Annotated in this window: 19 protein-coding genes; 8 read left to right on the top strand and 11 right to left on the bottom strand. The window is 76.6% G+C overall.

Annotation, left to right across the window (positions count from 1 at the left end; genetic code table 11):
• The first annotated feature begins 30 nt into the window (after positions 1-30).
• Complete coding sequence (locus BMZ33_RS09590) at positions 31-591, top strand: TetR/AcrR family transcriptional regulator (RefSeq protein WP_169064110.1); 561 nt, start codon at positions 31-33, stop codon at positions 589-591.
• Here BMZ33_RS09590 and BMZ33_RS09585 read toward each other — a convergent pair.
• Positions 588-1,400 (bottom strand): thioesterase family protein, encoded by an 813-nt coding sequence (locus BMZ33_RS09585; RefSeq protein WP_091109309.1) that lies wholly within the window; start codon positions 1,398-1,400, stop codon positions 588-590. The genes BMZ33_RS09590 and BMZ33_RS09585 overlap by 4 nt on opposite strands.
• 28 nt (positions 1,401-1,428) lie before the next feature.
• On the opposite strand from BMZ33_RS09585, the gene BMZ33_RS09580 reads away from it, so the two are divergent.
• Positions 1,429-2,397 (top strand): aldo/keto reductase, encoded by a 969-nt coding sequence (locus tag BMZ33_RS09580; protein ID WP_091109308.1) that lies wholly within the window; start codon positions 1,429-1,431, stop codon positions 2,395-2,397.
• 115 nt (positions 2,398-2,512) lie between these two features.
• Here BMZ33_RS09580 and thpR read toward each other — a convergent pair whose 3' ends face one another.
• The 5 genes from thpR to BMZ33_RS09555 all read right to left on the bottom strand — a co-directional run bounded on the left by thpR (position 2,513) and on the right by BMZ33_RS09555 (position 6,837).
• Positions 2,513-3,043 (bottom strand): RNA 2',3'-cyclic phosphodiesterase, encoded by a 531-nt coding sequence (gene thpR, locus BMZ33_RS09575; protein WP_169064109.1) that lies wholly within the window; start codon positions 3,041-3,043, stop codon positions 2,513-2,515.
• 26 nt (positions 3,044-3,069) lie between these two features.
• Positions 3,070-3,489 carry a hypothetical protein gene (locus tag BMZ33_RS09570; protein ID WP_091109306.1) on the bottom strand — a complete coding sequence of 140 codons (420 nt, stop codon included), beginning with the start codon at positions 3,487-3,489 and terminating at the stop codon, positions 3,070-3,072.
• 74 nt (positions 3,490-3,563) lie between these two features.
• On the bottom strand, positions 3,564-4,838 hold the full coding sequence (locus BMZ33_RS09565; protein ID WP_091109305.1) for an MFS transporter: 1,275 nt from the start codon (positions 4,836-4,838) through the stop codon (positions 3,564-3,566).
• Entirely contained in the window at positions 4,835-5,269 is a 435-nt protein-coding gene (locus BMZ33_RS09560; protein WP_091109304.1) for a MarR family winged helix-turn-helix transcriptional regulator, read from the bottom strand. The genes BMZ33_RS09565 and BMZ33_RS09560 overlap by 4 nt, the downstream gene beginning before the upstream one ends.
• Positions 5,270-5,301: 32 nt before the next feature.
• Positions 5,302-6,837 (bottom strand): NCS2 family permease, encoded by a 1,536-nt coding sequence (locus tag BMZ33_RS09555; protein WP_091109303.1) that lies wholly within the window; start codon positions 6,835-6,837, stop codon positions 5,302-5,304.
• Positions 6,838-6,944: 107 nt separating this feature from the next.
• Between BMZ33_RS09555 and BMZ33_RS09550 the strand changes: the two genes are divergently transcribed.
• Positions 6,945-7,166, top strand: coding sequence for a DUF2530 domain-containing protein (locus BMZ33_RS09550; RefSeq protein ID WP_091109302.1), 222 nt, complete (start codon positions 6,945-6,947; stop codon positions 7,164-7,166).
• On the opposite strand, the gene BMZ33_RS09545 is transcribed toward BMZ33_RS09550, so the two are convergent.
• Positions 7,163-7,957, bottom strand: a complete 795-nt coding sequence (locus tag BMZ33_RS09545; RefSeq protein ID WP_091109301.1) for a DUF3027 domain-containing protein — start codon at positions 7,955-7,957, stop codon at positions 7,163-7,165. The genes BMZ33_RS09550 and BMZ33_RS09545 overlap by 4 nt on opposite strands.
• Before the next feature lie 140 nt (positions 7,958-8,097).
• Here BMZ33_RS09545 and BMZ33_RS09540 point away from each other — a divergent pair, with 140 nt between their 5' ends.
• Both BMZ33_RS09540 and BMZ33_RS09535 read left to right on the top strand, forming a co-directional pair.
• Entirely contained in the window at positions 8,098-9,600 is a 1,503-nt protein-coding gene (locus BMZ33_RS09540; RefSeq protein WP_169064108.1) for an MFS transporter, read from the top strand.
• On the top strand, positions 9,597-10,103 hold the full coding sequence (locus tag BMZ33_RS09535) for a DUF2771 family protein (protein ID WP_091109299.1): 507 nt from the start codon (positions 9,597-9,599) through the stop codon (positions 10,101-10,103). The genes BMZ33_RS09540 and BMZ33_RS09535 overlap by 4 nt, the downstream gene beginning before the upstream one ends.
• 10 nt (positions 10,104-10,113) lie before the next feature.
• Here the strand turns inward: BMZ33_RS09535 and BMZ33_RS24665 are convergent, their stop codons facing one another.
• Positions 10,114-10,509: a cold-shock protein gene (locus BMZ33_RS24665; protein WP_091109298.1), complete on the bottom strand. Its 396-nt coding sequence runs from the start codon at positions 10,507-10,509 to the stop codon at positions 10,114-10,116.
• A 136-nt stretch (positions 10,510-10,645) separates the two neighbouring features.
• On the opposite strand from BMZ33_RS24665, the gene BMZ33_RS09525 reads away from it, so the two are divergent.
• Both BMZ33_RS09525 and BMZ33_RS09520 read left to right on the top strand, forming a co-directional pair.
• Positions 10,646-10,996: a GNAT family N-acetyltransferase gene (locus BMZ33_RS09525; RefSeq protein ID WP_091109297.1), complete on the top strand. Its 351-nt coding sequence runs from the start codon at positions 10,646-10,648 to the stop codon at positions 10,994-10,996.
• Complete coding sequence (locus BMZ33_RS09520) at positions 10,993-11,343, top strand: YidH family protein (protein WP_091109296.1); 351 nt, start codon at positions 10,993-10,995, stop codon at positions 11,341-11,343. Before BMZ33_RS09525 ends, BMZ33_RS09520 begins: the two co-directional genes overlap by 4 nt.
• Here the strand turns inward: BMZ33_RS09520 and BMZ33_RS09515 are convergent.
• Positions 11,333-11,899, bottom strand: coding sequence for a nucleotidyltransferase family protein (locus BMZ33_RS09515; protein WP_091109295.1), 567 nt, complete (start codon positions 11,897-11,899; stop codon positions 11,333-11,335). The two genes, BMZ33_RS09520 and BMZ33_RS09515, sit on opposite strands and share 11 nt — an antisense overlap.
• 26 nt (positions 11,900-11,925) lie before the next feature.
• Between BMZ33_RS09515 and BMZ33_RS09510 the strand changes: the two genes are divergently transcribed.
• Entirely contained in the window at positions 11,926-12,705 is a 780-nt protein-coding gene (locus BMZ33_RS09510) for an endonuclease/exonuclease/phosphatase family protein (RefSeq protein ID WP_169064107.1), read from the top strand.
• Between the two features lie 56 nt (positions 12,706-12,761).
• Here the strand turns inward: BMZ33_RS09510 and BMZ33_RS09505 are convergent, their stop codons facing one another.
• Together BMZ33_RS09505 and BMZ33_RS09500 are read right to left on the bottom strand one after the other, a co-directional pair.
• On the bottom strand, positions 12,762-12,989 hold the full coding sequence (locus BMZ33_RS09505) for a hypothetical protein (protein WP_091109294.1): 228 nt from the start codon (positions 12,987-12,989) through the stop codon (positions 12,762-12,764).
• Between the two features lie 96 nt (positions 12,990-13,085).
• The gene (locus BMZ33_RS09500; RefSeq protein WP_091109293.1) at positions 13,086-13,616 is read right to left on the bottom strand and encodes a hypothetical protein; all 531 of its coding nucleotides are present in this window, start codon (positions 13,614-13,616) and stop codon (positions 13,086-13,088) included.
• Positions 13,617-13,669: the final 53 nt, after the last annotated feature.

Raw genomic sequence — 13,669 nt, 5'->3', positions numbered from 1 at the left:
CGCCCGGGCAACCCCGGCACGCGGGCGGCGGTGCTCTCCGCCGCCCGCGCGGCGTTCGCCGAGCGCGGGTTCGACGGGGCCACGATCCGGGCGATCGCCACCGCCGCGGGCGTGGACCCGGCGCTCGTGCACCACTACTTCGGCAGCAAGGACAAGCTGTTCCTGGCCGCGGTCGAGGCCCCGGTCGACCCCGAGCAGCTGCTGCCGCAGGTCCTCGCCGCCGGCCCGGACCGGCTGGGCGAGAGCGTCGTCGGGATGCTGCTGCGGGTCTGGGACGGCCCGGCGCGCCCGGCCGGCCTGGCCCTGGTCCGCTCGGCCGTGGGCAACGAGTGGACGGCGCGGCTGCTGCGCGAGTTCCTCGTCTCGCAGGTGCTGCGGCGGGTGGTCGGCACGCTCGACCTGCCGCCGGCCGAGGCCGAGGCCCGCGGTGCGCTGGTCGCCTCGCAGCTGATCGGCGTGGTGATGACGCGCTACGTGCTGGAGGTGGAGCCGCTGGCGTCGGCGCCCGCGGAGGAGCTGGTCGCCGCGCTCGCCCCGACCGTGCAGCGCTACCTCACCGGCGAGGTCGCCCTCCCGGGCCGGCGCGCCTAGCGGGCCACCCGGGCCAGCTGCCGGCCCTGGGCGACCAGCCGGCCGGCGGAGTCCCAGATCCGGCACTCCTCGTCCGACCAGCCGCCGGTCACCTCGGTCGAGCGGGACTCCACCACGCACCAGCCCGGCGCCGGGAGCGCGCGCACCAGCACCTGCAGCTGCACCGTGGGCGCCCACCCCGGCTTCCCGACCGCGAACGCGGTGGGCGGCAGCGCGTCGGCGAACAGCAGCAGCGCGAGCGGGTCGGGGTCGCGGCCGTCGGCCAGCCGGATCCACGCCCGCAGCAGCCGCCGGTCCGACGGCCGGCCGGCCACCCAGCCCGCGGTCGCGGGGTCCAGCCGGGTGTCGAGCTGCCGCGCCAGACCGACGGCCGGGCCGCCCTCGGACGTGCGGGTGGCCACGCACTCGTCGGGGGCGGGCAGTTGCGGCGCCGGGTTGACCGTGTAGTCGGCCGGGTCGCTGCCCAGCGTCGCCGTCGTCACCTGGACCGACAGCGTCGGGCCGGCCGCTCCGGTGAGCAGGACCGAGGAGTGCGCCAGCGTCCGCCCCGCTGGCCCCGCCGCGACCGCCAGGCCGGCCGGCCCGCCGGGAGTGGCCCGCAGGTAGCTGGCCGCCAGCGCCACCGGGTGCGGGTGGGGGCTGTCGGCCAGCGCCGCCCGCGCGACGACGGCGAGCAGGTAGCCGCCGTTGAGGACGCCGTTGCCGACGTCCCAGCCCGGGTCCAGGTCGGCCCGCAGGCCGCCGCCCTCGGTGCGGGTGACGGCGGTGGCGCGGTCGAAGGCGGACGGCCCGGTCCCGGTCTGCGGCACGGCGGCCAGGGTGCCAGGGTGGCTGGACGTGGAGTACACACACCTCGGACGCAGCGGCCTGTCGGTCTCCCGCCTCTGCCTCGGCACCATGAACTTCGGCTGGAAGACCGAGGAGACCGACGCCCACGCGGTCATGGACCGGGCGCACGAGGCGGGCGTCAACTTCTTCGACACCGCCAACGTCTACGGCTTCGAGGCCGGCAAGGGCCGCACCGAGGAGGTGCTCGGCACCTGGTTCGCCCAGGGCGGGGAGCGCCGCGAGCGCACGGTGCTGGCCACCAAGGTCTACGGCGGCATGTCCGACTGGCCCAACGACACGTTCCTGTCCGCCCGCAACCTGGTGCGCTCGGCCGACGCGTCGCTGCGCCGCCTGCAGACCGACTGGATCGACCTCTACCAGTTCCACCACGTCGACCTCGCCACGCCCTGGGACGAGGTCTGGCAGGCCTGCGAGACGCTGGTCGCACAGGGCAAGGTGCTCTACGTCGGGTCCTCCAACCACGCCGCCTGGCACCTGGTCGCGGCCAACGAGGCCGCCGCCCGCCGCGGGTTCCTCGGCCTGGTCAGCGAGCAGTCGCACTACAACCTGCTCACCCGGCACGTGGAGCTCGAGGTGCTGCCCGCGGCGCGGCGGTACGGCATCGGCGTCATCCCGTGGAGCCCGCTGGCGCAGGGCCTGCTCGCCGGCGTCCTCGGCGACCAGGAGGGCGACCGCCGGCACGCCGACCGCAACCGGGCGCGGATCGAGCAGCACCGCCCGGCGCTGCAGGCCTACGAGGACGCCTGCCGCGACTGGGGCCTGGCGCCGGCCGACGTCGCCCTGGCCTGGCTGCTGCACCAGGACGGCGTGACCGCGCCGATCGTCGGCCCGCGCACGCTCGCCCAGTTCGAGGGGTCGCTGGCGGCGCTGGACGTGCGGCTGGAGCAGGCGCAGCTCGACCGGCTCGACGAGGTCTTCCCCGGCTACCGCACCGCGCCCGAGGAGTACGCCTGGTAGCCATGACACCGCGATCCTCCGGATCGCACAGCGGCCACGTGCGGTCCCCGACCTGCGCGGAGCCCGTCCCGCTCCTCGGTCGCGGAGGCCTCCGGCCCCCACTCCTCGGCGCGACTCACCCCGTGAGGGACCAGACGGTGAGCGGCTCGTGGCGGCCGGCGGAGCTGCGCACGAGGGACACCTCGCGCAGCGGCCACGGCGGGCCCCGGTAGCCGGCCAGCCGGTCGGGCAGGTCGCCGTCGGCCGGCCGGCGGGGCAGCCAGCGGCCCAGCGTGAGGTGCGCCCGGAACGGCCGGTCCTCCACCGGCAGGCCCAGCGCCCGGGCGGCGGCGGCCAGCCGGCCGGCCAGCGCGGTGAGGACGGCGACGTCGCCGTCGAGCCCGGCCCAGCACACCTGCGGACGCCGCCGCGAGCCGAACCGCCCGGCCCCGGCCAGCCGCAGCACCGCCGGCGGCGTCCGGGCGACCGCCTCCCCCACCGCCGCGGTGAGGTCGGGCAGCAGTCCCGGTGGGACGGCACCGAGGAACAGCAGCGTCAGGTGCCAGCGGGCCGGGTCGCCCCAGCGGGGCGCGCCGGGGGCGTCCCGGAGCGGGGCCAGGGCCGCGGCGAGGTCGGCGCGCGCCGCACCGGGCGGCTCCACCGACACGAACAGCCGCAGTGCCGCCGGCTCGCTCAGCGCACCACCAGGCCGACGTCGGCCAGCGCGGCCTCCACCCGCAGCCGCTCGACGTCGCGCGCCGGGCCCGGCCGCAGGCCGGCCAGCGCGTGCGGGACGGCGAACTGGCCGGCCGCCTCGGTGAGCACGTCGTCGTAGGCGGCCTGGAAGCCGCGCCGGCGCACCGCGGGGGAGCCGGCCGGGACCCGGTCGAGCTGGCGGGCCAGGCGGCGCAGGTCGGCGGCGACCTGCTCGACGGGGCGGTGGACCGCCTCGGGCGGCCGGTCCAGCCCGCGCGCCCGCCGCCGGGCCGTGCGGCGGGCGCGCAGGTCCATCTGCAGCTGGCCGGAGAACAGCCGGAAGGCCACCCCCATCAGGGCGAAACTGCCGACGAGCATGGCGGTGATCGCGAGCAGGTGCAGCAGTGCCTCGGTCATGGCGCTCCGTCGAGCCATGGGGAACGGTGGCCGCGACGGTACGTCGGGGAGCCGCGCTCCGCCAGGTCCCCGAGTCAGGACCGGGCGGGGCCCCGCCGGCGGGCCAGCACCAGGCCGGCGGCGAGCGCGGCCACCACGACGACCAGCCCGCCGAGGATGAACCCCCACGGGGCGCCCAGGTGCTCGGACACCCAGCCGATCAGCGGCGCGCCCAGCGGGGTGCCGCCCATGAAGCAGGTGAAGTAGAGCGCCATCACCCGCCCGCGCACCTGCGGGTCGGTGCCCAGCTGCACGAAGCTGTTGTTGGCCACGCTGAACACCAGCGCGGCCGCGCCGGCGGGCACCAGCAGGACGGCGAAGGCGGCGTACCCGGGCGCCAGCCCGCAGGCGACGGTGAGCAGGCCGAAGACCACCGCCGAGCCGACGAGGAAGCGCTGCCGCGGCCGGACGCTGCGCCGGGTGGACAGGAACGCGCCGGTGAGCGAGCCGATCGCGAACGTCGTCGACAGCAGGCCGAAGGCCTCCGCGCCCAGGTCGAACACCTCGCGGGCCATGAGCGCGATGGTCACCTGGTAGTTGAAACCGAAGGTGCCGATGACGAAGGCCAGCACCATCGCCAGCACCAGGTCGGGGTGCGCCCAGGTGTAGGCCAGCCCCTCCCTCAGCTGGCCGCGCCCGCGGGCCACCGGGGTGCTGGGGTCGAGCTCCCCGGGCCGCATGAGCAGCAGCGCGCCGATCGTGAAGGCGAAGCTGCCGGCGTTGACGAAGAAGGCGGGCGCGGTGTCCCCGCCGGATGCCCCGATGAGCAGCCCGGCCAGCGCCGGCCCGACCAGCCGGGCGCCGTTGAAGATCGTCGAGTTCAGCCCGACGGCGTTGGGCAGCAGGTCGCCGCCGACCATCTCCGGGACGAACGCCTGCCGCACGGGGGCGTCGATCGCCGACACCGAGCCCAGCCCCGCGGCCAGGAGGAACACGTGCCACAGCGCGACGCCGCCGGTGGCCACCAGGACGCCGAGCACCACGGCCAGCAGCCCCATGAGGACCTGGGTGACCACCAGCACGCGGCGCTTGTCGTACCGGTCGGCGAGCACCCCGCCGTACATGCCGAGCACCAGCGTCGGGCCGAACTGCAGCGCGGTGGTCAGGCCGAGCGCGACGCCGCTGTCGCCGGAGAGCTGCAGCACCAGCCAGTCCTGGCCGATGCGCTGCACCCAGGTGCCGGTGAGGCTGACCAGGTTCGCCGAGGCGTAGAGCCGGAAGTTGTGCACCCGCAGCGACCGGAACGGCCCGCGGTCCGCCGGCGCCGGCGCGGCCGCGGCGGGGGTGGTCTCAGCGGCCGTGGCCGTCACCCACCGGCGAGCTCCTCCATGATCTCCGCGGCCTCGCGCAGGGTGGCCCGCTGCTCGGGCGTGAGCCGCTGCAGCTGGCCGGACAGCCACGCCTCGCGCGCCCGCGCCTCCTCGGCGAGCAGGTCCTCGGCCGCGGCGGTCAGCTCGATGACCACCTGTCGGCCGTCGGTCGGGTGCGGGCTGCGGGTGACCAGGCCCATCCCCTCCAGCGCGACGACGACGCGGGTCATCGACGGCGGCTGCACCCGCTCGTGCGCCGCCAGCTCGCCGGGGCTCATCGCGCCGTGCCGCTTGAGCGTGGACAGCGCGGCGAGGTGGGTGAGGGTGACCGAGGTGTCGACCCGCTGGTTGCGCAGCCGCCGGGAGAACCGCATGACCGCCAGCCGGAGGTCGTGTGCCAGCGCCGCGGTGTCCAGCGTCGACCGGGTCACGGCGGGAAGCGTACCCGGACCGTTAGCCGTCCTCAGAACAGTTGCTGGAGGGGCTCCAGGGCGAAGTAGACGACGAAGGCGGCCGCGATGACCCACATCAGCGGGTGCACCTCCCGACCCCGGCCGACCGCCGTCCGCAGCAGGACGTAGCTGACGACGCCGGCGCCGATGCCGTTGGTGATCGAGTAGGTGAACGGCATGAGCGCGATGGTCAGGAACGCCGGGATGACCAGGGACATGTCGTCCCACTCCAGCGTGCGGATCTGGCTGATCATCAGCGCGCCCACGATGACCAGCGCGGGCGCGGCGGCCTCCGACGGGACGATCTGCACCAGCGGGGTGAAGAACATCGCCAGCAGGAACAGCACGCCGGTGACCACGCTGGCCAGCCCGGTGCGGGCGCCGTCGGCCACGCCCGAGGCCGACTCGATGTAGGTCGTGTTCGACGAGACGCTGGCCGCGCCACCGGCGGCCGCGGCCAGCGAGTCGACCAGCAGCACCGGCTGCGAGCCGGGCAGGTTGCGCTTCTCGTCGAGCAGCTCGCCCTCGGCGCCGACCGCGGTGACGGTGCCGACCGTGTCGAAGAAGTCGGCGATCATGATCGAGAAGACGATGAGCAGCGCGGCGACCACGCCGATCCGCTCGAACCCGCCGAACGGCGAGACCTGCCCGATGATCGACAGGTCGGGGGCACTGACCACCTGGTCGGGCAGCGTGGGCACCTGCAGCGCCCAGCCGCGCGGGTTCACGCCGTCGTCGGTGAAGGTCGGCCCCACGTCCGCGATCGCCTCGATGACGATCGCGAGGACCGTCGTCACCACGATGCCGATGAGCAGGCCGCCCTTGACGCGACGCACGACCAGCAGGCTCATGAGCAGCAGGCCGATGACGAACACGAGGATCGGCCACCCGGCGAGCTGACCGTTGACGCCGAAGGTGATCGGGACGACGCCCTGCTCCGCCCGGCGGATGAAGCCGGCGTCGACCAGGCCGATGATCGTGAGGAAGAAGCCGATGCCGACTGCGATCGCCGTCTTCAGCTGCGGGGGGATGGCCTCGAACACCGCGCGCCGGAAGCCGGTGAGCACCAGCACGGTGATCAGCAGCCCCTCGAGCACCACCAGGCCCATGATCTCCGGCCAGGACAGCTGGGTGGCCGCGAAGACGGCGACGATCGCGTTGATGCCCAGCCCGGTGGCCAGCGCGAACGGGTAGCGGCCCACCACGCCCATGAGGACGGTCAGCGCCCCGGCGACCAGGGCGGTGACGGCCGCGACGCCGGCGAAGGGCAGGGTGGCCCCGGTGATGTCGGCGCCCGACAGGATGATCGGGTTGAGCACCACGATGTAGGCCATCGTGAAGAAGGTGGTGAAGCCACCGCGCACCTCGCGGCCGACGGTGCTGCGGCGGGCGGAGATCGAGAAGTAGCGGTCCAGGCCGTTGCGCGGCCTGACCTGCGGGCCCCCGCTGCGCCGCGGCGGGACGGGCGCGGCGGCGACGTCGGCGGGCGTGTCGCCGGCGCGGGCGGCGTCGCGCGCACCGCCGGAGGGACGGGACTTCTCGGGCATGGGGGCTCCTGCGGACTGCTGCAACCGGGCGACGAGCGGCGACAGCGTGCCACACCCGCGTGTCGTCCCCGTGCCGTTCACCCGACGGGTGCGCCTAGGGTCGGCCCGTGCCCGCCCCGCTCAAGCAGGCCCCGCCTCCGCTGCGGGTCGACACCGTGCGCGTGGTCCTGGCCGGCACCGCGCTGTGGGTGTTGGCGCTGGTGGTCCTGCTGCTGCTCGGCGACCGGGTGGACCGGGTGTGGACCTGGACCTGCGTCGCCGGCATCGTCCTGCCCTTCGTCGGGCTCGGCATCATGCGCGCGCAGGGCCAGCTCGGCCGGCGGGACTAGAGGACGTCGAAGTCCGCGGTGTCGTAGCGGGCCGAGGTCACGACCTCGGCCGGCTCCCCGGCGGCGAGGGTGGCCTGGCTGTGCGCCCCGCAGCCGTAGTCGACGGCGACGACGCGGCCGTCGGCCGGGGAGTACTCGTTGCCGCAGGCGCCGAGCAGGCTCCGCAGCGACCCGGCCAGCGGCAGGAAGAAGCCACAGGTGCCGCACGGGCCGGGCGCCTGGCGGGCCATGGCCGAGCGCGGCCCGTGGTCGCCGGCCAGCCAGCGCGCGGCCGCGGCGGCGCGGCCCTCCCGGGACATCACCCGCTCGCGGCCCACCCCCAGCTCGGTGGCCAGCGCCTGCGCCTCCGGGTCGGCCGCGGCGTCGTCCTCGGTGGTGTACGCGGGCACCAGCCGCGGGTCGTCCTCGGTGGCGGGCAGGACGTCGCCGACGGAGAGGTCACCGGGCCGCAGCCGCTCGTGCCACGGCACCCAGGCCGGGGCCAGCAGCGCGGCGTCCCCGGGCAGCAGCACGACCTCGTCGACGGTGACCTCGCCGGAGCCGGGGACGTGGGCGACGGTGACCGCCCAGTGCCAGCCGACGTAGCCGGGCAGCCGGCTGGCGAAGGAGTGGGTGAGCACCTGGCCCAGCGCCTCGGCCGGCACGCCCGCGGTGGCGCCGCCGAGCGGCTCGGCGGTGGCGCCCAGGTGCTCGCCGACCAGGGTGGGGTCGCCCGCGGTCTCCTCGGCCGCGGCGCGGGCCAGGTCGACCGCGGCGGGCAGCGCGTCGCCGTCGGGGGAGTCGGGGTGCACGCGGCCATTGTCGCCGATGCCCCCGGCGGCCGGGACCGCGGGCGGCGCCCGCGCCCAGGCCGGTGCGGCACGATGGGGGCGTGCCGTCCTCGCGTCCCCCCGGGTCCCGCCGGGGACCGCTGCGCCGGGGACCCGTCCCCGTGCCGCCGGGCCCGGACTCCCCCGACCGCGCGGACACCACCCCCCTCGACCTGCCCGGCGACCCGGCGCAGCCCGGCACCCGGCCGATGAGCGCCGCACCGCCCCCTCAGCTGCCTCCGAGCGCCCCGCGCAAGGTGACCGTCACCCGGGTCGCCGTCGCGCGCACCCGCGAGCTGACCGGCGCCACGGTCGCCCGGGTCCGGGCCGCGAGCCGGGCCGACGGCGCCGGCGAGAGCGGGCTCACCCACCTGCTGTGGGTCAACGCCCTGCACATGGCCGGCGACGCGATGATCGCCGTCTCGCTGGCCGGCACCCTCTTCTTCGCCGCCACCACCGACGCCCAGCGCGGCAATGTGGCGCTCTACCTGCTGGTCACCATGGCGCCGTTCGCGCTGGTGGCGCCGGTCGTCGGCCCGCTGCTCGACCGGCTGCAGCGCGGGCGCCGCTGGGCACTGGGGACGGCGTCGTTCGGCCGCGCCGCCCTGGCGCTGGTCATGGCCGCGCACGTCGACGACCTCTGGCTCTACCCGGCGGCCCTCGGCGTGCTGGTGCTGTCCAAGTCGCACAACGTGCTGCGGGCGGCGGTGGTCCCGCGGGTGCTGCCCGGCGCGATGTCGCTCACCTCGGCCAACGCCCGGCTGTCGGTCTTCGGCCTGGTCACCGCGGGGGTCTTCGGCGGCCTCGGCGCCGGCGTCGCCTGGGCGGCCGGCTTCCACGGGCTGCTGTGGGCCACGGCCGCCGTCTTCGTCGTCGCCGGGGTGTGCGCGGTGCGGCTGCCCCGCCACGTCGACGTCCCCACCGGAGAGCAGCCGGCCGACGTCCTCAGCACCGGGCCGCTCCCCCGGGCCGGCCGCCGGCGCCGGCCGGTCAACCCGCACGTCGTGCTCGCGCTGCGCGCGAACGCGGCGCTGCGCGGGCTCGGCGGGTTCCTCACCATCTTCTCCGCGTTCCTCGTGCAGGCCACCGTCACCGGGTGGGAGGCGACGCTCGCCCTCGGCGCGATCGCCGGGGCGGCCGGGGCCGGCAGCGTGCTGGGCACGGGCATCGGCTCCCGGCTGCACGCCGCCGACCCCGACCGGGTCGTCGTGTGGTCGGCCGGCGCCGCGGCGGCGGTCACCGTGCTGGCGGCGGTCTTCTTCGGCCTGGCGACGGCGGCGGCGGTGGCCGGCGTCGCCGCGGTCGCCAACGCGCTGGGCAAGTCCGCGCTCGACGCGATCATCCAGCGCGAGGTGCCCGAGAGCCTGCGCGCCTCGGCGTTCGCGCGCTCGGAGACGGTGCTGCAGCTGGCCTGGGTGCTCGGCGGCGCCGTCGGCATCGCACTGCCGCCGATCGGCTGGCTGGGCTTCACCGTCGCCGCGGCGCTGCTCGTCCTCGCCGTCGGTCTGGTGCTGTGGACCCCGCGCCGCCGCTCCTGGGTGCCGGTGGACCCGGCCGCCCCGACCGTGCCCGACGCCGTCCCCTTCGCGGAGGCCCCCACCGTGCCGGAGGGCCGCCGCCCGTGAGGACGACGAGGACCGCCGGCGCGCTGCTGGCCGGGGTGCTGACGGCCGCCCTGACCGGGTGCGGGGACGCGGCGTCGGCCGAGCCGCCGGAGGTGACGGTGACCGCCGGGCCGCAGGAGGTCACCGCCCGTCCCACCCAGTACTGCGGCGAGGGCCAGGGGCAGCGCTACTCGGTCACCCCGCCGGTCGTCGAGGTCTCCCCCGACACCCCGATCGCGCTGACCGTGCCCGAGGAGGTCGCGCGCAACGGCTGGGGCGTGCAGGTCTACGACGAGCGCCTCGAGCAGCGGATCGGTGAGGTCGACGTCGAGCGGGGCACGACCACGTTCGACGGCATCAACAGCTCCGACGTCGTCCCGACCGCGTTCTACCTCGTCGTCGTCGAGGACCAGCACGGCGAGTGCCTGCTCACCGGCTCCTGGCCGATCGGCTTCCTGCGGGCCGGCGGCGACCTGGGCACCGAGCCCACCCCGACGTCGGCCCCCGCCAGCCCGGCCGGCTGAGCCCGCCGGCTCAGGCCTCCAGGTCGCCGGCGACCGCGCGCAGCACCGCCGCGACCTTGCGCGACTCGGCGCGGTCGGGGTGCCGGCCGCGGCGCAGCGAGTTCGAGACGTCGTCGAGCAGCTTGATGAGGTCCTCGATGATCGGGACCAGCTCGTCGGGCTTCTTGCGGTGCCGCTCGGCGACCTTGGCCGCCACCGAGGGCAGCGGGTCGAGCACGCGGACCTGCAGTGCCTGGTCGCCGCGGCGGCCGGCGACGATGCCGAACTCGACCCGCTGGCCCGGCTTGAGCTCGGTGGTGCCCGAGGGCAGGGCGTCCTTGTGCACGAAGACGTCGGGACCGTCCTCCCGCGAGAGGAAGCCGAAGCCCTTCTCGGGGTTGAACCACTTGACCTTGCCGGTGGGCACGTTGATCCCTCAGTCGTCGTCCGTGGGCGGCCCCGGCGCTCGGCCGGGGGACGGGTGCGGCAGCCGTCGGCCGCTGTCGGGCCCCAGGTTAGTCACCGCCGTGGTCCGGGCGGGGGGCTTTCCGGGAGATCGGCCCGTGAGCGACGGGCCGGTCACCGCCCCCTCCCCGGACGGCGTCCGCGTGCGCCGGGCCCGCGAGGCCGACCTGCCGGCCCTGGTCGGCCTCCACGCACAGCTGCACCCCGAGCTGCCGCCGTGCGACGGGGACACCGCCGGGCGGGTGTGGGCGGCGCTGACGGCGACACCGGGGCGGGTCGTCCTGGTCGCCGAGGTCGCCGGTGCGGTGGTGGGGACCGCCGACCTCGCGGTGATGGCGAACCTGGGGCACGTCGGCGAGCCGTACCCGCTGGTGGAGAACGTCGTCGTCGACGCCGCGCACCGCCGCAGCGGCGTCGGCCGGGTGCTCCTCGGCGGGCGGCCGCGGTGACCGGCCCGCCCGCGCACCCGGACCACCGGTTCACCCTCGCCGACGAGCGCACCCTGCTCGCGTGGCTGCGCACCGGCCTGGCGCTGGTCGCCGGCGGGGTGGCGGTGGCCTCCTGCCTGCCGCGACCCAGCGTCCCCTGGGGCGGCGGGGCGGTCGGCCCGGCGCTGGTGGCGACCGGCCTGGGGACGGCGCTGGCCGCGCTGGCCGTCCTCGGCGTGCCGGCGCCGCGGCGGGCCCGCGCGCCGACGCGGGCGCCGGCGTCGGCACCGGCCGCGGCCGCGCTGGCCACCCGGGCCGTCGTGCCGACCGCGGCGGCGGCCGCGGTGGTGGTGGTGGTCAGTCGCTGACCGGCGGCCCGACGATGCCGAGGCGGCCGAGCAGGTCGAGGAAGACGACGGCGAAGTCGTTGCCGGCGACCTCGCGCCGGACGGTGTCCCAGTCGACCTGCTCGCGCAGTGCCCGGGCCACCGGCAGCAGCCGGGAGAAGTCGCAGTAGTGCTCGTCGAGGGCCATGAGCTTGGTGGTCAGGATGTCGGTGGCCGCGAGCACGGGCATGTGCACCGAGAGCACCGGCTTGTCCTCGGCCCGCTCGATGAGGTCGCTCTCCACCGGGTGGCCGCAGGTGCGCCACAGGACGTCGACGAACGAGTTGCCCTGCACGACCTTGGTCAGCCAGTCCTCGGCGGGGTCCTCGACCGTCAGCCCGGCGTCGTGCAGCACCTTGACCGCCCGCTCCGACTCGGCGGCGGGGACGAGGAAGTCGGCGTCGTGGTCGGGCTCGGGCGCCCCGCGCACCCAGGCGGCGTACCCGCCGCACAGCGCGAACGGGACACCGCCCTCCTTGAGGGCCACGGCGGTGCGCTTGAGCAGGTCGCGGATCTCGTCGCGGTCGTCGGGCAGCACGCGCGTGCAGCTACCCGCGTCCGGGCATGGCACTCGTCGTGCGCATCGCGACCTTCAACATCCTGCACGGGCGCTCGCCGGAGGACGACCGGGTCGACGTCGACCGGCTGGCCGGCGCGGTGAAGACGCTGGACGCCGACGTCCTGGCCCTGCAGGAGGTCGACCGCGACCAGCCCCGGTCGATGAACGCCGACCTCACCGCGGTGGCCGCCGAGGCCATGGGCGCGGTCGACTCCCAGTTCGTCGCCGCACTGGCCGGCACCCCCGGCGGCACGTGGATGGCGGCCACCGGTGACGAGCAGCCGGGCTCGGCGAGCTACGGCATCGCGCTGCTGTCCCGCTACCCGGTGGTGTCGTGGCGGGTGGTGCGGCTGCCGGCGCTGCGCGGGCGGGTCCCGGTGTGGTTCCGCGGTGCCCGGGCGCCGAAGCTGGTCGGCGACGAGCCGCGGGTCGCCGTCGCCGCGGTGCTCGACGGCCCGGACGGCCAGTTCACCGTGGCCTGCACGCACCTGTCGTTCGTGCCGGGCTGGAACTCGGTGCAGCTGCGCCGGCTCGTGCGCTCGCTGGCCGGCACCCGCGAGCCGCTGCTGGTGCTCGGCGACCTGAACATGGAGTCGCGGCAGGCGCAGCGGGTCAGCGGGCTGCGGTCGCTGGCCTCGGGGGCGACCTTCCCGGCCGGCGAGCCCACGCGGCAGCTCGACCACGTGCTGGCACGCGGCCAGGTCGTGGCCACCGGCGAGGCGGAGGCCGTGCGGCTGCCGCTGTCGGACCACCGCGCGCTCGTCGTCCCCTGCGGTCCCGGCTGAGCGGTCCCGGGTCCCCGCGCCGCCGCCCGGACCCCGGACGGCGGCGCGGGGTGCGCTCAGCGGCGCCGGTTCTCGGGGAGCTGCACCCCGGCCCGGTTGGGCTTGTCCGTCGGGTGCGCGTAGCGGATCCGGTCGGCCGGCAGCGGGAAGCTGTGGTCCTCGCCGAAGGGCGACAGCGGCCCGGCCACCTCGCCGAGCAGCTCGGTCACCGGCGGCCCGGCGTCCTCCGACTGGCCCCAGGTGGGCTCCACCAGGTGGGCGTGCTTCTCCTTGCGCTTGGCCATCTCGCCTCCGTGCTCGGGCGCACCCCGGGGTGCGCGTCGGGTGCCATCTTCCCGCGCCGGGTGCCCTACCCGCACCAGGCCCCGTGCGACACGGCGTCAGCGGGGACGGCGGGCGGTGCGCGCGCCGTACAGGGTGGGCAGGCCCTCGGCGGTGAGCACCCACTGGCCCGGGCCGACGGGCGCGGCGCGGACCTCCCCGCCGTCGAGCTCCTGCACCTGGCGGGTGCGCCACACCGAGGTGCTCACCAGGCGCAGCCGGACCGGCTCGTCGGCGGGGTCCCACTCGTCGTAGCCCTCGGGCTCGAAGGCGACGATCGCCGGGCCGGCGATGCGCAGCAGGCCCCGCTGCCACGGGACGGCGGTCAGCGCCCGGTGCCAGCGCAGGGCCCGCAGCAGCGCGCCGAGTCCCGCGACCGCGGCGACGACCCCGCCGACGACCAGCACGACGACGACCATGCCGGCCAGCGGCAGCGGGCGGCCGCGGTCCTCGGCGATGCTGACGGCGACCGCGCCGAGCAGGACCGCGAGGACGACGGCGATGAGCCCGCCGGCCAGCCACCGCAGCGCGCCGGCCCGGTAGCCCTCGAGCGCGGTCCGGGTGTGCGGGTCGTCGGCGGCCGGGTGCACGACTCCATGCTGGCAGGCCGTGCGGGGACGGCGGCGGCGCGCGGGCCGGGGGC

Origin of the sequence: Geodermatophilus dictyosporus, assembly GCF_900115505.1 — a bacterium.
Classification (GTDB): domain Bacteria; phylum Actinomycetota; class Actinomycetes; order Mycobacteriales; family Geodermatophilaceae; genus Geodermatophilus; species Geodermatophilus dictyosporus.
Note: the sequence above shows the minus strand (reverse complement) of the source record. Positions and strands in the feature narration are given on the sequence as shown.